Genomic DNA, 18,621 nt, shown 5'->3' on the forward strand with positions numbered 1-18,621 from the left:
GGATGAAGGACTCGTAGGGGATCACGTTCAAGACTACACGCTGGCGGATCGCGGTGGCATCATGGGCGCGGTCCGCCGTGGCTATTTCTTACTGTGGAGACGCCATGAGTTTCGAACTGACGATGCTTGCCTGGACGCTCGTGCTCGCGCTGGTGCAAGTGTTGCTCCCTGCGGTCGTGCGCAACCGCGAAGTCGGCATCAGATACCAGGCCGGCCCGCGCGATGCCGCCACGCCGCCGCCCGGCAAGCTTTCCGGACGGCTGATGCGGGCGCAGTCGAATCTGTTCGAGACGCTGCCGATTTTCGCCATTGCGGTGCTGATCGTGCACGTCACGGGGCGCGAGAACACGCTCACGCACTATGGCGCGCTTGCGTATTTCGTCGCGCGTCTGGTCTACGTGCCGCTCTACGCTGCCGGCGTGCCGTTCGTGCGCTCGCTGGTGTGGCTGGTGTCGGTCGTGGGCATCGTGCAGATTCTCGTTCCCATCATCTGACGAGGAGTGAAGGGCAATGACCGATCAAGCTTCAACCATCGAGATCGAAACCGCGCCGAATCCCGAATTCGCCGTGATCCTGATGCACGGCCTCGGCGCCGATGCCAACGACTTCGTGCCGCTCGTGCCCGAATTGCGTCTCGCCGATGCGCCCGCGATCCGCTTCGTGTTTCCGAACGCGCCGGAGATCGCCGTGACGGCGAATAACGGCTATGTGATGCGCGCGTGGTACGACATTCTGTCGTTCGAGGGCATCAACCGGCGCGTGGACGAGGCGGGCATCGTCGCTTCGGTCGGGCGCGTGCGGGCGCTTATCGAGGCGCAGAACGCGCGGGGAATTCCCAGTGAGCGCATTTTTATCGCGGGATTTTCGCAGGGCGGTGCGATGACCTATCAGGCGGGGCTCACTCATCCTGAGAAGCTCGCTGGGTTGATCGTGCTGTCGGGCTACATTCCTTCCGAAGGGCTGATCGATGAATCGCTTTCCGAAGCGAACCGATCGGTTCCCATCTTTGCCGCGCATGGGAGCTTCGATGATGTGCTCAATGTGGCTCTCGGTGAGCAGGCGTGCGAATTCGCTCGCGGGCAAGGGTGTGAGGTCGAATGGCATGCCTATCCTATGGCGCATTCGGTTTGTATGGAGGAGGTTGAGGCGTTGCGGGCTTGGTTGGGGGGGCGGTTGCGAGGGTGAGGTTTTTTTTCGCCGGATCCCGTATTGGCGTCGGTCTATTAGCGTTGCCCCTGTGCGGGGCAGTGCTAATAGACCGACGCGAAACCGGGATCCGGCGAAAAAAAGACTCACGCACCCGAGTCACAAAAACCAGCAATCAAAGCAAGCATCCCACGCCGCAATTCCCCAGGACTAACGGGCTTGGAAAGCACGTCCTGCTCACACGCGAGCGGCACGATACACGCGGCCGGTTCACCGGTAACGACGAGACAAGGACAAGGCCGCCCAAGCCGCGTCGCACCGAGCATCGCCACTTCCCGCGCGGTCTTGGCATCACGCAGTCGAAAGTCGGTAATGATGAGATCCGGAAACCGCTCGATATCGCCGAGAATCGTCCCGAACTCCTCGAAGCTCGCCGCCGAGTCATAAAGCACGCCCCATTGCGACAGCAGCGCTTCGGTCGACGCCCGCACGAGCCCATCGTCCTCGACGAGCAACACATAACGCCCCTTGAGCTGCGCCATTTCCGCCGCCTCGGAACGCGCCGGCGCACGCGCCGACGGCGTGTCGGGCGACGGTCCGCACAGCGGCATTTCGAGCGAAAAGCGCGAGCCGCGCCCTTCGGTGGACTTCAGTTCGATGCGATGCTGATCGAGCATCGACATCACCGCATTGACGATCGACAGCCCGAGCCCCAGCCCCTTGTCGCGATCCTGCTCGGGATTGTCGACCTGAAAGAACGGCTGAAAAATCGCATCGAAATAATCGGCCGGAATGCCGATGCCGTTATCCAGCACGTCGATACGCGCGCGCGTCGGCGAACGCACCACGCCGACGATCACGGTCGGCTTCGAAGTCTTGCTCTGATCTGCATACTTGATCCCGTTGGACACCAGATTGGCCACGGCGCGCCCGAGCCAGTGCGCGTCGCTGCGCACGCAGACGACATCGTCCTTCGGCAGCCGCAGGCGCAATTCGACGCCGCGGCTCATCGCGAACGGACGCAACTGCTCGGCGGCTTCCTCGACGATCTGTCGCACGTCGAATACGTGATAGCGCGGCACGACGCGCCCCGATTCCAGCCGCGAGAGATCGAGCACCGCGTTCAGCAGCCGCGCGAGGATAACGGACGAACGCCCGCACTCGTTGATGAGCCGTTCGGCCTGATCGAATTCGCCATTGCGGATGGCCTCGGCCGCCGCCTGCAGGAACAAATTGAGCGCGTGCATCGGCTGACGCAGATCGTGCGTCGCCGCGGCGAGAAAGTTGGATTTCTCGCGGCTCGCGGTCTGCGCGGCGATCATCTGCTGTTCGCGCAGCGCGAGCAGCGCGTTGGTCTTGTTCTCCTGATCCTTCTTGGAGACTTCGAGCTCGCGATTCTTGCGGCCGAGCGAAACATTCGCGGTGCGCAATTCGTCGTTGAGGGAAGCCAGCGCGCGCTCCGAACTATAGCGCTCGCGCGAGACGCGCTCGGCGTGCGTGCAGACGCCGTGCCCCACGACCACGACGTTGAACATATAGAAGAGCCCCGCGAAGAAATCCTCGGGGTTGAGCAGATGAATCGTCACCTGCAGCACCACGATCGACGCCAGCGTGATGATGCCCGCTGTCAGCGCGACGCGAGAGCGCAGATAAAAGAAACTGAACTGGAAGAACAGCGCAAGGCACAGCCCGATGAAATGCTGCGTGTAGTTATAGGGCGCGGGCGTGATCGCGACCATTGCGAGGATCAGGCACAAGAGCCCGTAAATGCCCGTCAGAATGATGCGTTGCGCGGTGGCGTGCGAGCGGAACGACGGCCGCAGCACCAGCACGCCGACAAAAAACAGCAGCGCGATGCCCGCGGAGCGCAGCGCGAGGATGTCGGGCAGGCGCGAATCGAGCGCGCGGTTGCCCCGCGCGAAGCTGAAGTCCCACCAGAGGAAGCACGTCCAGATGGCAAGCGCGAGCAGCGTCGACGCGCGCCGGAATGCGCAGAAGCGCTGGCTGTGGTCTTCGAGAAACTGCGCTTCGAGGACGGGATCGGAAAACGGCGCCGGAATCGAGAGATTGCGCACCAGGCTCGCGCCGGCCTCGCGGGCCGCCGAGAGAAGAATGCCTGGATTGCGCACGCCGGCGGCGCGTTGCGGTACGGCCATCTTCATGCTCGCTCAGGGAATCGGGATATCTACTTTAGGCCAACGCGGTCAGACAAATACGCCTTTTTTTAGAATCGGCCATTATCTCCGGCAATTATTGCGCTTTTTTGGCGAGTTGCGAGGGCACGCGGCGAGACGGAAGGAAGGAGGAAGGGAGCCGATCGGCGGGCGTTTGATCGTTTGCCCGCCGATTCGAAGGACAGCCACAACGAATGCCCCCCGCACGATGACGAGGGCGGTCTCGAGGAGAACCGTTCAGCTTTTCGGTTTGGCCTTGGTGGTGCGCTTCGTGACCTGCGTTTCCTTCGCGCCTGCGGCCTTCGCGGGCGATGCCTTGCTGCCGGCCGTTTTCTTGCGGCTCGACATTTCCGTTTCTGCGGGTTGGCTCGCTTGAGCCTTGCGTGGGGATGGCATGTTGACCTCCTTCAGTATGTGTCCATATCGACACATTGATAACCATAGGATGCGGTCAGCCGGTATTCAAGACTCGGCGGGCTTCTCGCGCGGCGCATCGGCCAAAAAACTTCTGAGAGCGAAGCATTTCGCCCGATGCCCGCAACGAGGGCGGCGAGCGCGATCAGTGGATGAGCTTCAGCCCCGCCGGCAGCGTTTCGCCGAACACGCGTCCGACGTCGGCGCGATCGAGCTCGACGGTCTCGCGGACCATCGCGATCCACGCCTGCGCCGCGCCCATCGTTTCGAGGCGCTGCACGACAGCCGCGCGCGCATCGTCGGGCAGATCGCGCGAGCGGTCGCCGGTCATGCGCGCGATCTGCACGGCGGCGAACGCGGCGGGATCGACCTTCTTCCAGTCGAGCGCGAGGATCGCATCGAGCCAGACGACGGCGACCTCGGGCGGCACGACACCGTGCGCGCTGCCGTAAAAGGGCGCGCGGGCGCCGATGCGGCCCAGCGCCCACCAGCTTTGCACGCTCTCCGAAGGCTTTTTCAGGCGCGTGAGCAGCCATTCGCCGACCTCGATCTTGCGCTCGACCGGCACGCGTTCCAGCGACGCCGCGAGCCGCACCATGTCCTCGTAGCCCGCGCGCGCCGCGCCCGCCGCCTTGCGATAGCGGCTCGTGCCGGGCGGTTGCAGCACGAAGGCCATGTCGTCGAGCAGCTTGAGTTGCGCCGCTTCGGGCAGGCCACCGGCCGCGCGGCGCCAGAGCGTCCACCATTCGGACCAGATCTGGCTTTCGTTGCTGTACTGAATGCCCTGATCGAAAAGCGTCCAGAGTTGCTCGACACGCCATTCGTCGAGCGGATGCCCGAAGCCCGGACGCATGCAGTAGCCCGCGAGATTGAGCCACAGACGCTCGTGATCGGCGGTGCGGCGGCGCTTTTTCGCGCGCTCGAACAGCGCGCCGAAGACCTCGCGCAAGAGTGCGATGTCCCAGGTGTCGCGCGGGCCGAGCGTCTGTTCGAGCTGCGCGCGCAGGCGTTTGACTTCCTTCGGCCCGACATCGTGCGACTTCGCGCCGAACGTGCGGTCTATCAGTTCGATGGCTTTCGGCAGCGCCGGATGCGATTCGCTCACGGTCTCGTCGGTCTGCGACGCCTCGCGGCGCAACTGGAATTCGAGCAGCCAGCGTTGCGCGGGATCGTCGACGGCGATGCAGTGCATCTCCAGCGTGCCGACTTCGGTAAGCGAGGTCGTCAGCTGAACCGCCGTTTCGCGCGCTCGGCCCTTGCCGGCGGCATGCGGATCGACGACGGTCGCGATCGGCGGCAGACGGATGAAATCGCCCGATGCGGCCGCGAGGTCTGCGAGCGCGCCCGCTTCGTAAGCCGTCTCCGACACCGACGACGCCAGGTGAAAGCGCACCGGCGCGCCGAGCGTGAGCGAGAAGGTGCGATCGGCGAGATGGATCGCCTGGCCTTCTTCGGTGCCTCGCGGCAGGACGCAGACGCCACGCATCGCGTTGGCATCGTCTTCGAGCAGCAGGAAGAAGCTGCGCGCCGAGCCACCGCCGATCTTCGGCGCATTGCCCGCGCGCGCGAGCGCGTAGGCGACCGCGCCGCGCGCGACCGCGACATCGGGATTGCCGTTCGCGAGCACGTTGACGGCTTCGCCGCGCCAGCCGGAAAGCGTATCGGCGATGCGGCGCGCGAGCGGAGCGGCGCGAAACACGCCGCCGTTCAACAGCAAGGTGTCCGGAATGGCGAGCGTTTCGGCGGGCGCATCGACGAGGCCGAGCGCTTTCTTCGCCTCGCCGGCATGCTGGCCGAGAAACGCCGCGATATGCCGCGTGATGGCCGCGTCGCTCGCATACGGCAGCCCGAATTCGACGATGCCGCCGCGCGAACGGCCGGGGCGATCGCTCGGGGCGACCATCGGAAAGAATCCTTCGACGATGATCCGCTCGATCTCGTCGCGCGTGACATCGGCCGAACGCGCGCCGCCGATCAGCTTCGAGCCCGCGCCGAGCAGCGTGATCGACGTGGATGCGGGCGCGTTGTCGCCTAGCAATTGCTCTTTCGCCGCGCGGCAGCGCTCGACGAGTTGCGACAGGCGTCCGGCGGAGAGACGCGCATCGCTGCCCGCGAGACGCTTCTCGACGAGATGCGCGAGCGCGAGATCCATGTTGTCGCCGCCGAGCATCAGATGGTTGCCCACGCCGATGCGCGTCAACACCGGCTCGCCGTTCTCCATCGCGACCTGGATGAGCGTGAGGTCGGTCGTGCCGCCGCCGACGTCGACGATCATCACGAGCCGCGTCGCCTTCAGATCATCCGCGAGCGTCGCGCGATGATGAAACAGCCAGTCGTAAAACGCGGCCTGCGGCTCTTCCAGCAGCCGCAGTGTTTCGAGTCCCGCCATGCGCGCGGCTTCGAGCGTCAGCGCGCGGGCGCCTTCATCGAACGAGGCGGGCACGGTCAGCACGACGTCCTGCGTGTCGAGCGGTGCATCCGGAAAGCGCTCGTTCCACGCCGCGTGGACGTGCGCGAGATAGCTCGCGCTCGCCATCACCGGCGAGATTTTTTCGACGTCGTCGCCCGCGCCCCACGGCAAGATGGCCGCGAGGCGATCGACCGCCGCGTGCGACAGCCAGCTTTTCGCGCTCGACACGAGCCGTCCCGGCACCTGCGCGCCGAGCATCCGAGCGAATCTGCCGATGAGGGCGGGCGCTTCCATCTCGCCCCACGGCAATTGCAGATCCTCGGACTTGAGTTCGCCTGGCGCGAAGTGATAGCGCAGCGACGGCAGAAGCGGCAGCGCCGCGACTTCCCCCGCGCCGACGAGCTGGTCGATGTCGAACACGCGGATATCGTTCGAGCCGATTTCCGCGTACGCGACGACCGTATTGCTCGTCCCGAGATCGATGCCGACGCTGTACCGCGCGCCGGACACCTTTTTCTTGCGCCCGGACACTTACAGGCCCATGCCCTGATCCGCGCCCGCGTTCGCGCCGCCGCGCACGTCGAACTCGACCTTCCAGCGCTCGGACGAGCCGCGCGGAATCGCTTCGAGTTCGAGCGTGCCCGCTTCGGTCACGCGCGCGTGCAGCTTGACGGGCACGACCTCGCCCGGCGTGCGGCCTTCGGGCGGCAGCGACGCTTCGATCTCTTCGAGTTCCTGCAATTCGTCCGGTTGCCAGTAATCGAGCAGCGTGCCGACCTGATCCTGACGACGCACCGAGGAGCCGAAGAAGCGGAAATGCACCGGCTCGCCGACGACGAGCCCGAATTCCTGCGCGGGCAATTCGGCGTCCGTGCCTTCCTCCATGCCGAACGGCGCGACGCACAGCGCCTGCACGGGCGGCTCCAGTCCGGGAACGGCCGGCATCGCCGATTCGACCGCGACGTAGTACGCGCGCGCCGTGCCGCCACGGATGCGCACGCCCTTGCCGCGCCGCACGTAGCCGTAATAGGCCGCGCCGCGCGCCACCGCGAGATCGAGGTCCGCGCCTTCGAGCAGACGCGCGGCGGGCGCGTTTTCGGAGGCGAGCCATGAATTCAGCGTCGTCATCACGCGCTCGACGAGCAGCGGCGACTTGAACACGCCGCCGTTGAACAGCACGACGGTCGGATGCAGCAGCGTCGCGCCCTGCGGCGCCTGATGCTGCAAGCCTTCGACTTCCGCGAGCGCGTTGACCTGACGGCCGAGGAACGCGGCGAGATGGCGCGTGACGGCGGCGTCCTGCGCGTACGGCAGACCGAGTTGCGTGAGACCGACGCGCGCGCGCGAAACGGGGCGAGCTGCGGCATCGACTTGCGGGAAAAAGCCTTCGAGCAGGATCTGCGTGAGTTCGGCGCGCGTGAGTTCGGTGCGCAGCGACCCGCCGATCAGCTTCGAGCCGCGGCTCGGGACAACGAGCGGCACCGCATCGACGGACGGATCGGAAAGCAGCGTTTCCTTCGCCGAGCGGCACGCGTAGGTGAGGGCGCGCAACTGCCACGGATCGGGCTGCGTGCCCGATTGCGCGAGCTTGCGCGCGACGGTATGCGCGAGCGCGAGGTCCATGTTGTCGCCGCCGAGCAGGATGTGCTCGCCAACGGCCACGCGATGCAGTTCCAGATTGCCTTCGCGCTCGACGACCGCGATCAGCGACAAGTCGGTCGTGCCGCCGCCGACATCGACGACGAGAATCACATCGCCCACTTTGACCTGCTTGCGCCAGCCGCCCGACGATTTTTGAATCCAGCTATAGAGCGCGGCCTGCGGCTCTTCGAGCAGCGTCATGCGCGTGTAGCCGGCTGCGGCGGCGGCTTCGGCGGTGAGTTCGCGCGCGGCGGGATCGAAGGACGCGGGAATCGTCACGGTGACGTCCTGCTGATCGAAAGGCGCATCGGGATGCGCGTGGTTCCACGCTTCGCGCAAATGCGTCAGATAGCGCACCGAGCTTTCCAGCGGCGACACGCGCTCGACTTCCTCGGGCGCATCGGACGGCAGGATTGACGCGCGGCGATCGACGCCCGGATGGCACAACCAGCTTTTCGCGCTGGAAACGAGGCGGATCGGCGTGCCCGCGCCCCGGCTGCGCGCGAGTTCGCCGACGATGAACCTGCGCTCCTGCGTCCACGGCAGCGTGAGATCGCCGGGCGCGAGCTCGTTCTCGTGCGGCAGATAGAGAAACGAGGGCAAAAGATCGCGTTCTTCGGCGGCGCCGGGCGCGGTCAGTTGCGAGATGGGCAGCACGCCTTGCGCGGTCTTTTCGCCGTCGCTCGCGCTCATGTCGACGTAGGAGAGCGCGCAATGCGTCGTGCCGAGATCGACGCCGATCGAGTAGCGCACCGGGTTATCGTTCGCTTGAATGTCGCTCACAGTTCCACCTCCGCGGGCGCGACGATGCTCGCATCATGGGACGGCGCGAGCTTCGGCAGGCGCGTGTCCTCGACCTTCCATCCACGATGGCTGATGCTGCCCGAAAAGGGCGGCTTGCCGACTACGTTGCCCGTCAGCCGGATGGCGGCGGCATCGAAACCCTCCTGCAGCGTGATGCGCGTGCCTTCCGCTTCGGTGCGCACGGGCTTGACCGTGAAATGCTCGCGCAGCACGTTACGGCAGCCGTCGTGCACGAGGCGGGCGGCCGCGCCGATATCGGCGTCGCTGTAATTGACGATGTCTTCTTCCACGAAATCGATGAAACGCGCGTCGCGCTGCAAAAGGCCGAGCAGTTGCAACGCGGCGACCGGGCTCGCCTCCTTCAGCGCGGACGGCGCGGGTTGAACCGGCGCGGCGGCAGGCTTCGGCGCTTCGGCTTTGAAATCGGGCGCGGCTGCGGGGGCTTCAGGCGCTTCGGGCGCTTCGCGCAGGCGCTGCACGCGGCCCGCGAACGATGCATTGCCGAGAATGCCGAAGAAGGCGCCGAAGGCAATGCCTATCCTGCCGAAAAAGCCTGGATTCATGTCGGTCATGTGATGCTCCTGTAGGCCGCGCGAGGACGACCCTATCCTCGGGCGGCGCGGGTGGCCGGTGTTCGGTGCCGTATCGGCGGGGTGATGCCGGGAATGTCTGCCCGTGCGGCTTTTCAGAAAAGGCACGAAAAACGCCAACGGCCTTTATACCGTATCCCGATATTTTCCATGATGTCGCGCCCCGGCCGGGAAAATCGCTCCGGATGGGCGCGCGGCGGCGGGCCTCATTCTCGCGATTTGCGCCGTCAAGTCAAGGCGCGGCAGGCTTCGCGGCGCGTTTCAGGCCTTGTAGCCGATCTTGCGCAGCAGGTCGTGGCGCCACTTCACGTCGTCTTCGCTTTCGACGCCAAGCGGCGGGAACCCGTCCACCACGCCGACGATCCCGCGTCCCTGATCCGTCTGCGCGACAAGCACCTGCGTCGGATTGGCGGTCGCGCAGAAGATACGGCACACCTCCGGCACCGCCTTCACGGTATTGAGCACGTTGACGGGAAAGAAGCCGTCGCCGAGCACGATGATGAAGCTGTGTCCCGCGCCGATGTTCTGCGCGTTGCGCGCGGCCAGCTCGACGCCATGCTCGTCCGTGCCCGACGTGCGTACGAGCCGCTTGCCCGACGCCTCGCAGAACGCGAGTCCGAAGCGGATGCCGGGCACCGCGCCGACGAGCGCCTCGTGCAGATCCTCGACCGTCTTGATGAAATGCGACTGACCGAGGATGAAGTTGGTGTCTTCGGGCTTGTCGATGGCGATGGCGAGCAGTTCCATGGCGGATCTCCGGTGCGCGCTGGAAATTCCATGGTAGGCGCTTTTCTACGCGCGTATTTCGAACCCCGCGAGATACGCCGCCGCATCGCCGCCGTCCCAGACGCGGCCATCGCAGAACGTCGCCGCGCGCCGTTCGCCGGGAATCGCAATGCCCGCCGCCTGCGCCGCCTCGCGATAAAGCGCGGTCTGATTCACGCTCGCCGCGATGGCCGCATCGTCGATATCGGCGCCGAGCATGCCCCAGCGCCGGTATTGCGTAATGAACCAGACGCCGTCCGATACGCGCGGATAGTTCACCGCGCCTTCATCGAAGAAACGCACGGGCAGCGCGCGCGCATCGCCGCCATCGGATGTGGCGAGGCGCGGCTCGATCAGCGCGCGCGGCACGCCGAGCAGCGCGGACGACGACAGCGCCTCGGCGATCTCCTCGCGATGCGCCCGCGTATCGAGCCAGGCGCACGCATCGAGCATCGTGCGAACGAGCGCGCGCGCCGTCGCGGGATAGAGCGCCGCGAAATCGCGCCGGCACGCGAGCACCTTCTCCGGATGATCCGGCCAGATCTCGCTCGTGTACGCGACCGTCCTGCCCGCGTCGCGCGCCTCGGCGACGGCGTGCCACGGCTCGCCCGCGCCGAAGCCGTCGAGCGCGCCCTCGACGAGCGCATCGGCCATGCGCGGCGGCGGAATCACGATGCTCTGCACATCGCGCAACGGATGCACGCCGTGCGCCGCGAGCCAGTAATACAGCCACATCGCGTGCGTGCCGGTCGGAAAAGTCTGCGCGATGACCGGCGGCCGCCCGAGCGAATGCAACGCTTCCTTCACGCTGGCGCCGTTTCGGATCGCATCGGCCAACGGACGCGACAGCGTGATCGCCTGACCGTTGCGATTGAGGACCATCAGCACGGCCATGTCCGCCTGCGGCCCGCCGATACCCAGTTGCACGCCGTACACGAGGCCATAGAGCGCGTGCGCCGCGTCGATCTCGCCGGACAGCAGCTTGTCGCGCACGGCCGCCCACGACGGCTGACGGCACAGCTCGATCGAGATGCCATGACGCGCGCCGAGATCGCGCAACGCGGCGACGGCGAGCGGCGCGGCATCGGAAAGGGCGACGAAGCCGAGCCGCAAATGCGTGCGTTCGGGTTGGGAGGAAGTGATGTTCATGAGATGTCGATAAAGCTAGAGCAGATCGGCCATCGAAAGCAATTGGCGCGCGATCTCGGCGACCTTCACGCCCTGATCCATCGCGCGCTTGCGAAGCGCCGCATAGGCTTCGTTTTCGGACATGCCGCGCCTGTCCATCAGAAGACGTTTCGCGCGGTCGATGACCTTGCGCTGCTCCAGTTCGTCCTCGACCTTCGCGAGCCGCTGACGCAACTGCGCTTCATGCGCGAAACGCGCGAGCGCGACTTCGATGATCGGCGCGAGACGCTCGGGCGCGAGTCCTTCGACGGAATACGCGGTGACGCCCGCGCCCACTGCCGCGCGAATGAACTGCTGATCCGCGTCGTTGCTGAACATCAGCACGGGACGCGGCGCGGCCTTGTTCATCACCGCGAGCTGTTCGAGCGTGTCGCGCGAGGGCGACTCGGTATCGATGATGACGACATCGGGCTTCTGGCTCTCGACGGCCTTGTGCAGCGCCGAAGGCGCGGCCGCTTCGGCGAGCATGTCATAGCCCATGCGCGCGAGTTGCTCGCGCAAATCGCCTATGGGCTTGTCGGTGTCGGTGACGAGAAGAACGCGAAGCATGCGGGAAGCGGAAGCGGTCATGCGAGGGACGCTTGAGACTTTAACGCGCCGTCCGCGCTTTGAGAACCCGCTTTACGCGGCATGAGCGAAGCCTTTGGCGCTTTGCATATGCGCCGCGAATTCCGCCGCTTCGCCGATCGCACCGCCGATCAGAATCACCGCCGGACTGCCGAGGCCGGCAGCGTTGGCATCATCGGCAAGACGATCGAGCGTCGTCACGAGCCGCTTTTCCTGCGACGATCCCGCGTGCTGCACGACGGCCGCAGGGGTGCTCGCGGGCAACGTATCGAGCAACGATGCCGTCAGACTCGCGATGCGGCTCATGCCCATATAGATCGCGAGCGTGGTGCCCGTTGCGGCGAGCGCGGCCCAATCCGGCTGACTGTGATCCTGCATGTGCGCGGTGACGAACGTCACGCCCTGACAATGATCGCGATGCGTGAGCGAGATGCCGAGTCCAGCCGCCGCCGCGAATCCCGATGACACGCCATTGACGATATCGACCGGAATATCCGCCCCGCGCAATGCGGCGATCTCTTCGCCCGCGCGTCCGAAGAGCAACGCGTCGCCGCCTTTCACGCGCACCACATGCAGTCCTTTCTTCGCGTATCGCTGCATGAGGCGCTGAATGAAGGCTTGCGGCGTGGACTTGCATCCGCCGCGCTTGCCGACGCGAATCACGCGCGCGTTCGGCGCAAGCGTGACGATGTCGGCGTTGGCGAGATCGTCGACGAGAAGGACGTCGGCGGCGGCGAGCGCCTTCGCGGCGCGCAAGGTCAGCAAGTCCAGATCGCCGGGGCCCGCGCTCAACAGAGTGACTTTGCCTTTGATGGTGCTCATCGTTGCTTCCTGAGTCTGCGTGCTTCGTATGTGAGGCATCGGCGCGGCAAACGCAGATAGCGTCCGCTCGTGTCGCTGCACGATGGGGACGCCTTTGTCCTTGCTTTCATGTATCGGGGCGCCGCGAACGCCGTTGCTCGCAGCGCTTTCGACAATGCAATAAGCGGGCCATTGGTCGAATAAGGCTTCGAGCACGTTATCCGCACTGTCGTTGTGCGCGGGCGGCACCGCGAGGGCGCATGGGCGCTTGCTCGATGTGATTGCGTGCGTTAACCGTGCAGTACAAAGTCGAGGAGCGTACGAAGCGATCGCTTGCACGTTCGCACGGCATCAGTGCTGCGTCGCACCATCCCTGTGCCCGCCTGCATCGAAACATGACGTGAAGCTCATGCGCGCAGTCCGTGCATATAACGCGCAAAGCCTTGCGCGACAAGCGTCCGAAGTCGATGCGGCGCGCATGGCATAGGCCTTGCCTTATGTCTCGCCATCGGATCAACGGCGATCCGTCCTGAATACAGCGCCCGGCAAGTGAAGAACATGCGGGCATCGGACAACGGCGTCCCCCGCATCGGCTTCCCGGCCCATGCGCGGGACGCCTTTCTTTTTTTGCGGAAAGACGATGGACAAAGCCACCCGGATCGATCTCTTCAGCATGCGCAGCGCGCCGATGCGCGCCTTCCATCTCACGTGGATGGCCTTCTTCGTATGCTTCTTCGCGTGGTTCGCCTGCGCGCCGCTGATGCCGCTCATCAAGCGCGAATACGGACTCACGGCGGATCAAGTTGCGAACATCAATATCGCGGCCGTCGCCGTGACGATTCTGGTGCGCCTCGTCGTCGGACCGATGTGCGATCGCTTCGGCCCGCGCCGCGTGTATGGCGCGCTGCTGCTCGCGGGTTCGGTGCCTGTCATCGGCGCGGCGCTCTCTACGGGCTACGACAGCTTCCTGTGGTGCCGTCTCGCGATCGGCGCGATCGGCGCGAGCTTCGTCATCACGCAGTACCACACGTCGGTGATGTTCGCGCCGAACGTCGTCGGCACCGCGAACGCAACGACTGCCGGCTGGGGCAACGCGGGCGCGGGCGCGGCGCAGGCGATCATTCCGCTTCTCGTCGCGGCAGCGATCGCGCTCGGCGTGGGCGAAGCATCGGCATGGCGCGTCGCTTTGATCGTGCCGGGCATCGCGATGCCGGTGATGGCCTTCTTCTACTGGCGCTATACGCAGGATTGCCCGCAAGGCGACTTCGTCGCGCTGCGCCGTGCCGGCGTCGCGATCGACGGCGGCAAGAAGGGCGGCTGGCAGAGCTTCCTGACCGCGTGCTCGAACTATCGCGTGTGGATGCTCTTCGTCACGTACGGCGCGTGCTTCGGCGTCGAAGTGTTCATCCACAACATGGCGGCGATCTATTACGTCGATCACTTCGGCCTCTCGCTCGCGCAAGCCGGCATGGCGGCGGGCAGCTTCGGTCTGCTCGCGCTCTTCGCCCGCGCGCTCGGCGGCTGGCTCTCCGATAAAGCCGCCGCGAAGAAAGGCCTCGATATCCGCGCGACCTTGTTGTTCGCGCTGATCGCGGGCGAAGGCATCGGCCTCTATGCGTTCGCGCATGCGCCGAGCGTCGTGCTCGCCATCGTCGCGATGCTTGCGTTCGGCCTCTTCACGCACATGGCATGCGGCGCGACTTACGCGCTCGTGCCGTTCATCGATCGCAAGGCGCTCGGCGGCGTGGCTGGCGTGATCGGCGCCGGCGGCAACGTCGGCGCGGTCGCAGCGGGCTTCCTGATGAAAGGCCTCGGCAACGCGCAAGCCACGCTCTCGATGCTCGGCGTGATCGTCGCGACGACGGCGCTCTGCGCGCTCGCCGTGCGCTTCTCCCCCGAACACAAGGCACGCGAAGCGGCACTGCGCGAAAGCGCGCTCGCAGCCAATAACGTCATTGCAAACTGAGAAGGCCCCGTCATGAAAATCGTCGTCATCGGCCACGGCATGGTCGGCCACAAGTTCCTCGAATGTCTCGCCGAGAGCGGCAACGAAGCGCTCGACGTGACGGTCCTGTGCGAAGAACCGCGCGCCGCGTACGACCGCGTGCATCTGACCGAATTCTTCACGGGCAAGAGCGCGGATGATCTCTCGCTCGTCGAAGAGGGCTTCTTCGAACGTTCGGGTTATGCGCTGAAACTGAATGCGCGCGCGGTGTCGATCGATCGCGCGGCGCGCACGGTGACGGCTTCGACGGGCGAAGTGCTCGCGTACGACAAGCTCGTGCTCGCGACCGGCTCCTATCCGTTCGTGCCGCCCATCGAAGGCCGTGATCGCGACGGCTGCTTCGTGTATCGCACGATCGAAGATCTCGAAGCGATGCAGGCATGCGGCGCGCGCTCGAAGACGGGCACGGTCGTCGGCGGCGGTCTGCTCGGTCTCGAAGCAGCGAAGGCGCTGCGCGACATGGGACTCGAAACGCATGTGATCGAATTCGCGCCGCGCCTGATGGCCGTGCAGGTCGATGACGGCGGCGGACGCGTGCTGCGCGCGAAGATCGAGGAGCTCGGCGTCACGGTTCATACGGGTAAGAACACGCTTGCGATCGTCGATGGCGAAGGCGCGGCCAACCGCATGAATTTCGCCGATGAGACGCATCTCGACACCGACATGATCGTGTTCTCGGCAGGCATTCGTCCGCGCGACGACATCGCGCGTGCAGCGGGTCTCGACATCGGCGCGCGCGGCGGCATCGTGATCGACGACGCCTGCCGCACGAGCGACGAAGCGATCTATGCCATCGGCGAATGTGCGTTGTGGAAGGGCCAGTTGTTCGGCCTCGTCGCGCCGGGTTACGACATGGCGCGCATCGTCGCGAAGCAGATCATCGGCGAGGAAGCGGCGTTCGCGGGCGCGGACATGAGCACCAAACTCAAGCTGATGGGCGTCGATGTGGCGAGCATCGGCGATGCACACGGCAAGACGCCCGGCAGCCGGACGTATCAGTACAGCGACGAGCGCAAGCAGGTCTACAAGAAGATCGTCGTGTCCGACTGCGGCAAGTTTCTTCTCGGCGGCGTGATGGTCGGCGATGCAGCGGAATACGGCACGCTGCTGCAGATGATGTTGAACAAGATCGAGTTGCCCGAAGCGCCCGAATTCCTGATCCTGCCGTCGAGCGATGGAAAAGCGAAGCCCGCGCTCGGCGTCGAAGCCTTGCCCGATGCGGCGCAGATCTGTTCGTGCAACAACGTAAGCAAGGCTGAAATCTGCGCGGCTGTCTGCGCGGGCGCAACGAGCATTGGCGCGATCAAGTCGTCGTGCAAGGCGGGCGCATCGTGCGGCGGCTGCGTGCCGCTCGTCACGCAAGTGATGAAGTCGGAGATGAAGCGGCAGGGTCTCGCGGTGAACAATCATCTGTGCGAGCACTTCCCGTATTCGCGTCAGGAGCTTTATCACATCGCGCGCGTGGAAGGACATCGCACGTTCGGCACGCTGCTCGCGAAGCACGGCAAGGGACGCGGCTGCGATATCTGCAAGCCTGCCGTCGCGAGCATTCTTGCTTCGTGCTGGAACGAGTTCGTGCTGAAGAAAGAGCACGCGAGCCTGCAGGATTCGAACGATTACTACCTCGCGAACATCCAGCGCGATGGCACGTACAGCGTCGTGCCGCGCATGCCGGGCGGCGAAGTGACGCCCGATGGCTTGATCGCGGTCGGCCAGGTCGCGAAGAAGTACGGCCTCTATACGAAGATTACGGGCGGCCAGCGTGTCGACATGTTCGGCGCGCGCGTAGAGCAATTGCCGTTCATCTGGGAAGAGCTCATCGCGGCGGGCTTCGAATCGGGTCATGCGTATGGCAAGGCCCTGCGCACCGTGAAGTCGTGCGTCGGCTCGACGTGGTGCCGTTATGGCGTCGGCGATTCGGTCGGACTCGCGATCGAACTGGAGAATCGCTACAAGGGTCTGCGCACGCCGCACAAGATCAAGTTCGGCGTGTCGGGCTGCACGCGCGAGTGCGCCGAAGCGCAAGGCAAGGACGTCGGCGTGGTCGCGACGGAGAAGGGCTGGAATCTCTACGTATGCGGCAACGGCGGCATGAAGCCGCGTCACGCCGAGCTTATTGCGTCCGATCTCGATCACGACACGCTCGTGCGGTACATCGACCGCTTCCTGATGTTCTACGTGCGTACGGCGGATCGCCTGCAACGCACGAGCGTATGGCGCGACAACCTCGAAGGCGGACTCGAGTATCTGATCGACGTCGTCATCAAGGACAAGCTCGACATCGCCGCCGAGCTCGAAGCGGAGATGCAACTCGTCGTCGATACCTACGAGGACGAATGGAAGAAGGCCGTCACCGATCCGCATACGCGCAAGCGCTTCCGTCACTTCGTCAACAGCGAACAGGGCGATGCGAACGTGACCTTCGTGGAAGAGCGCGGCCAGATTCGCCCCGCCACGCTCGAAGAGCGCAAGTCGAAGCTTGCCGAAACCGTTTAACGCGTGAGGAAAAACATCATGAACGACCGTATCGAACAGGACTGGACCGCCGTTTGTGAACTCGACGATATCGTGCCGGATACGGGCGTGTGCGCGCTCGTGAAGGGCACGCAAGTCGCGGTGTTTCATGTCGCGGGCGAAGAGGCAGCCGTGTACGCGATCGACAACTACGACCCCCATTCGCAAGCCGCGGTGCTCTCGCGCGGCATCGTGGGAAGTCTGGGCGAGCGTATCGTCGTTGCATCGCCGATCTACAAGCAGCACTTCGATCTGCGCACGGGCGAATGCCTGGAAGCGCCGGAGCTTTCGGTGAGCGCGTATCGCGTGAAGGTCGCGGGCGGCAAGGTGTGGGTCGCGGCATGAAGACCGAATATGCGGTTGCGGGCATGGCGGCGTTGAAGCACGCCGCATCGCGCCAGCGGCTCGTGGTGATCGGCAACGGCATGGCCGGTATGCGTACGGTCGAAGAACTGCTGAAGATCGCGCCCGAGCTGTACGACATCACCGTATTCGGCGCCGAGCCGTACGGCAACTACAACCGCATTCTGTTGTCGCCGGTGCTCGCGGGCGAGAAGAGCGTCGACGACATCATTCTCAACACGCGCGAATGGTACGACGCGAACGGCATCACGCTGCATGCGGGCGATGCCGTGATCGAAATCGATCGTGCGCGGCGCGTCGTGCGTTCGGAGAAGGGCGTGGAAGCGCACTACGACCGTCTGCTGATCGCGACCGGCTCGAAGCCATTCATCATTCCGGTGCCGGGTTGCGAGCTTTCCGGTGTGATCGCATTTCGCGACATTCAGGATGTCGAAACGATGCTCGAAGCGGCACGCGATCATCGGCACGCGGTGATCATCGGCGGCGGTCTGCTCGGGCTCGAAGCGGCCAACGGCTTGCAGCGGCAGGGCATGTCGGTAACGGTCGTGCATGCGAGCGGCAGCCTGATGGATCGTCAGCTCGACGCTACCGCGTCCGCGTTGCTCAAGCGTTCGCTCGAAGCGAAAGGCCTCAACTTCGCGATGGCCGCGCAGACCACGGAGATCGTCGGCGACGACCGCGTGCGCGCCGTGCGTTTCGCGGACGGCACGCAGATCGACGCTGATCTCGTCGTGATGACGGCGGGCGTGCGGCCCAACATCGCGCTCGCGAAAGAGGCGGGGCTGCACTGCGAGCGCGCCATCGTCGTCGACGACACGCTGCAGACTTTCGATCCGCGCGTGTATGCGGTGGGCGAATGCGTGCAGCATCGCTCGGCGACCTTCGGTCTCGTCGCGCCGATCTGGGATCAGGCGCGCGTGGCGGGCGCGCATCTCGCGGGCGCGGGGCATCGCCGTTACGTGCAGCGCGCGACGGCGACGAAGCTCAAGGTGACGGGCGTCGATCTGTATTCGGCGGGCGATTTCATCGGCGGCGAGGACAGCGAGGATCTCGTGCTGCGCGATCCGCGCCGCGGCGTGTACAAGCGTGTCGTGCTGCAGGCGGGACGCGTGATCGGCGCGGTGCTGTACGGCGACGTGAAGGACGGCGGCTGGTATTTCGATCTGATTCAGAGCCGCGCGGACGTATCGCATCTGCGCGGCAAGCTTCTTTTCGGCAAGACGCTTTGTGAAGCCTGAA

Annotated in this window: 15 protein-coding genes; 6 read left to right on the plus strand and 9 right to left on the minus strand. The window is 65.2% G+C overall.

Annotation, left to right across the window (positions count from 1 at the left end; all coding sequences use genetic code 11):
• Positions 1–104: 104 nt before the first annotated feature.
• Together NCT05_RS18500 and NCT05_RS18505 are read left to right on the plus strand one after the other, a co-directional pair.
• On the plus strand, positions 105–494 hold the full coding sequence (locus NCT05_RS18500; protein ID WP_175979206.1) for an MAPEG family protein: 390 nt from the start codon (positions 105–107) through the stop codon (positions 492–494).
• Positions 495–510: 16 nt separating this feature from the next.
• The gene (locus tag NCT05_RS18505) at positions 511–1,185 is read left to right on the plus strand and encodes an alpha/beta hydrolase (RefSeq protein WP_008353612.1); all 675 of its coding nucleotides are present in this window, start codon (positions 511–513) and stop codon (positions 1,183–1,185) included.
• 107 nt (positions 1,186–1,292) lie between these two features.
• On the opposite strand, the gene NCT05_RS18510 is transcribed toward NCT05_RS18505, so the two are convergent.
• The 9 genes from NCT05_RS18510 to cobA form a co-directional block, all read right to left on the minus strand.
• Positions 1,293–3,308 (minus strand): hybrid sensor histidine kinase/response regulator, encoded by a 2,016-nt coding sequence (locus tag NCT05_RS18510; RefSeq protein ID WP_250502906.1) that lies wholly within the window; start codon positions 3,306–3,308, stop codon positions 1,293–1,295.
• Positions 3,309–3,557: 249 nt separating this feature from the next.
• Positions 3,558–3,716, minus strand: a complete 159-nt coding sequence (locus NCT05_RS18515; protein WP_160172890.1) for a hypothetical protein — start codon at positions 3,714–3,716, stop codon at positions 3,558–3,560.
• A 163-nt stretch (positions 3,717–3,879) separates the two neighbouring features.
• Complete coding sequence (locus tag NCT05_RS18520) at positions 3,880–6,675, minus strand: Hsp70 family protein (RefSeq protein ID WP_250502907.1); 2,796 nt, start codon at positions 6,673–6,675, stop codon at positions 3,880–3,882.
• Complete coding sequence (locus tag NCT05_RS18525; protein WP_250502908.1) at positions 6,676–8,568, minus strand: Hsp70 family protein; 1,893 nt, start codon at positions 8,566–8,568, stop codon at positions 6,676–6,678.
• Entirely contained in the window at positions 8,565–9,161 is a 597-nt protein-coding gene (locus tag NCT05_RS18530) for a DUF2760 domain-containing protein (RefSeq protein WP_250435658.1), read from the minus strand. The genes NCT05_RS18525 and NCT05_RS18530 overlap by 4 nt, the downstream gene beginning before the upstream one ends.
• Positions 9,162–9,440: 279 nt before the next feature.
• Positions 9,441–9,926 carry an adenosine-specific kinase gene (locus NCT05_RS18535; RefSeq protein WP_008353603.1) on the minus strand — a complete coding sequence of 162 codons (486 nt, stop codon included), beginning with the start codon at positions 9,924–9,926 and terminating at the stop codon, positions 9,441–9,443.
• 45 nt (positions 9,927–9,971) lie between these two features.
• Positions 9,972–11,093 carry a CmpA/NrtA family ABC transporter substrate-binding protein gene (locus NCT05_RS18540; protein WP_250502909.1) on the minus strand — a complete coding sequence of 374 codons (1,122 nt, stop codon included), beginning with the start codon at positions 11,091–11,093 and terminating at the stop codon, positions 9,972–9,974.
• Between the two features lie 15 nt (positions 11,094–11,108).
• Positions 11,109–11,681, minus strand: a complete 573-nt coding sequence (locus NCT05_RS18545; protein ID WP_034471835.1) for an ANTAR domain-containing response regulator — start codon at positions 11,679–11,681, stop codon at positions 11,109–11,111.
• 72 nt (positions 11,682–11,753) lie between these two features.
• A complete protein-coding gene (cobA, locus tag NCT05_RS18550) occupies positions 11,754–12,521 on the minus strand; it encodes a uroporphyrinogen-III C-methyltransferase (protein ID WP_239295021.1) in 768 nt (255 codons plus the stop codon).
• Between the two features lie 619 nt (positions 12,522–13,140).
• Here cobA and NCT05_RS18555 point away from each other — a divergent pair.
• The 4 genes from NCT05_RS18555 to NCT05_RS18570 are packed head-to-tail and all read left to right on the plus strand — an operon-like array spanning position 13,141 to position 18,620.
• Complete coding sequence (locus NCT05_RS18555; RefSeq protein WP_008353599.1) at positions 13,141–14,466, plus strand: MFS transporter; 1,326 nt, start codon at positions 13,141–13,143, stop codon at positions 14,464–14,466.
• A 12-nt stretch (positions 14,467–14,478) separates the two neighbouring features.
• Entirely contained in the window at positions 14,479–17,001 is a 2,523-nt protein-coding gene (gene nirB / locus NCT05_RS18560; RefSeq protein WP_250502910.1) for a nitrite reductase large subunit NirB, read from the plus strand.
• Positions 17,002–17,019: 18 nt separating this feature from the next.
• Entirely contained in the window at positions 17,020–17,364 is a 345-nt protein-coding gene (gene nirD / locus NCT05_RS18565; protein WP_008353596.1) for a nitrite reductase small subunit NirD, read from the plus strand.
• Positions 17,361–18,620 (plus strand): NAD(P)/FAD-dependent oxidoreductase, encoded by a 1,260-nt coding sequence (locus NCT05_RS18570; RefSeq protein WP_008353594.1) that lies wholly within the window; start codon positions 17,361–17,363, stop codon positions 18,618–18,620. The genes nirD and NCT05_RS18570 overlap by 4 nt, the downstream gene beginning before the upstream one ends.
• Position 18,621: the final 1 nt, after the last annotated feature.

Source organism: Caballeronia sp. AZ7_KS35, assembly GCF_023631045.1.
Classification (GTDB): domain Bacteria; phylum Pseudomonadota; class Gammaproteobacteria; order Burkholderiales; family Burkholderiaceae; genus Caballeronia; species Caballeronia zhejiangensis.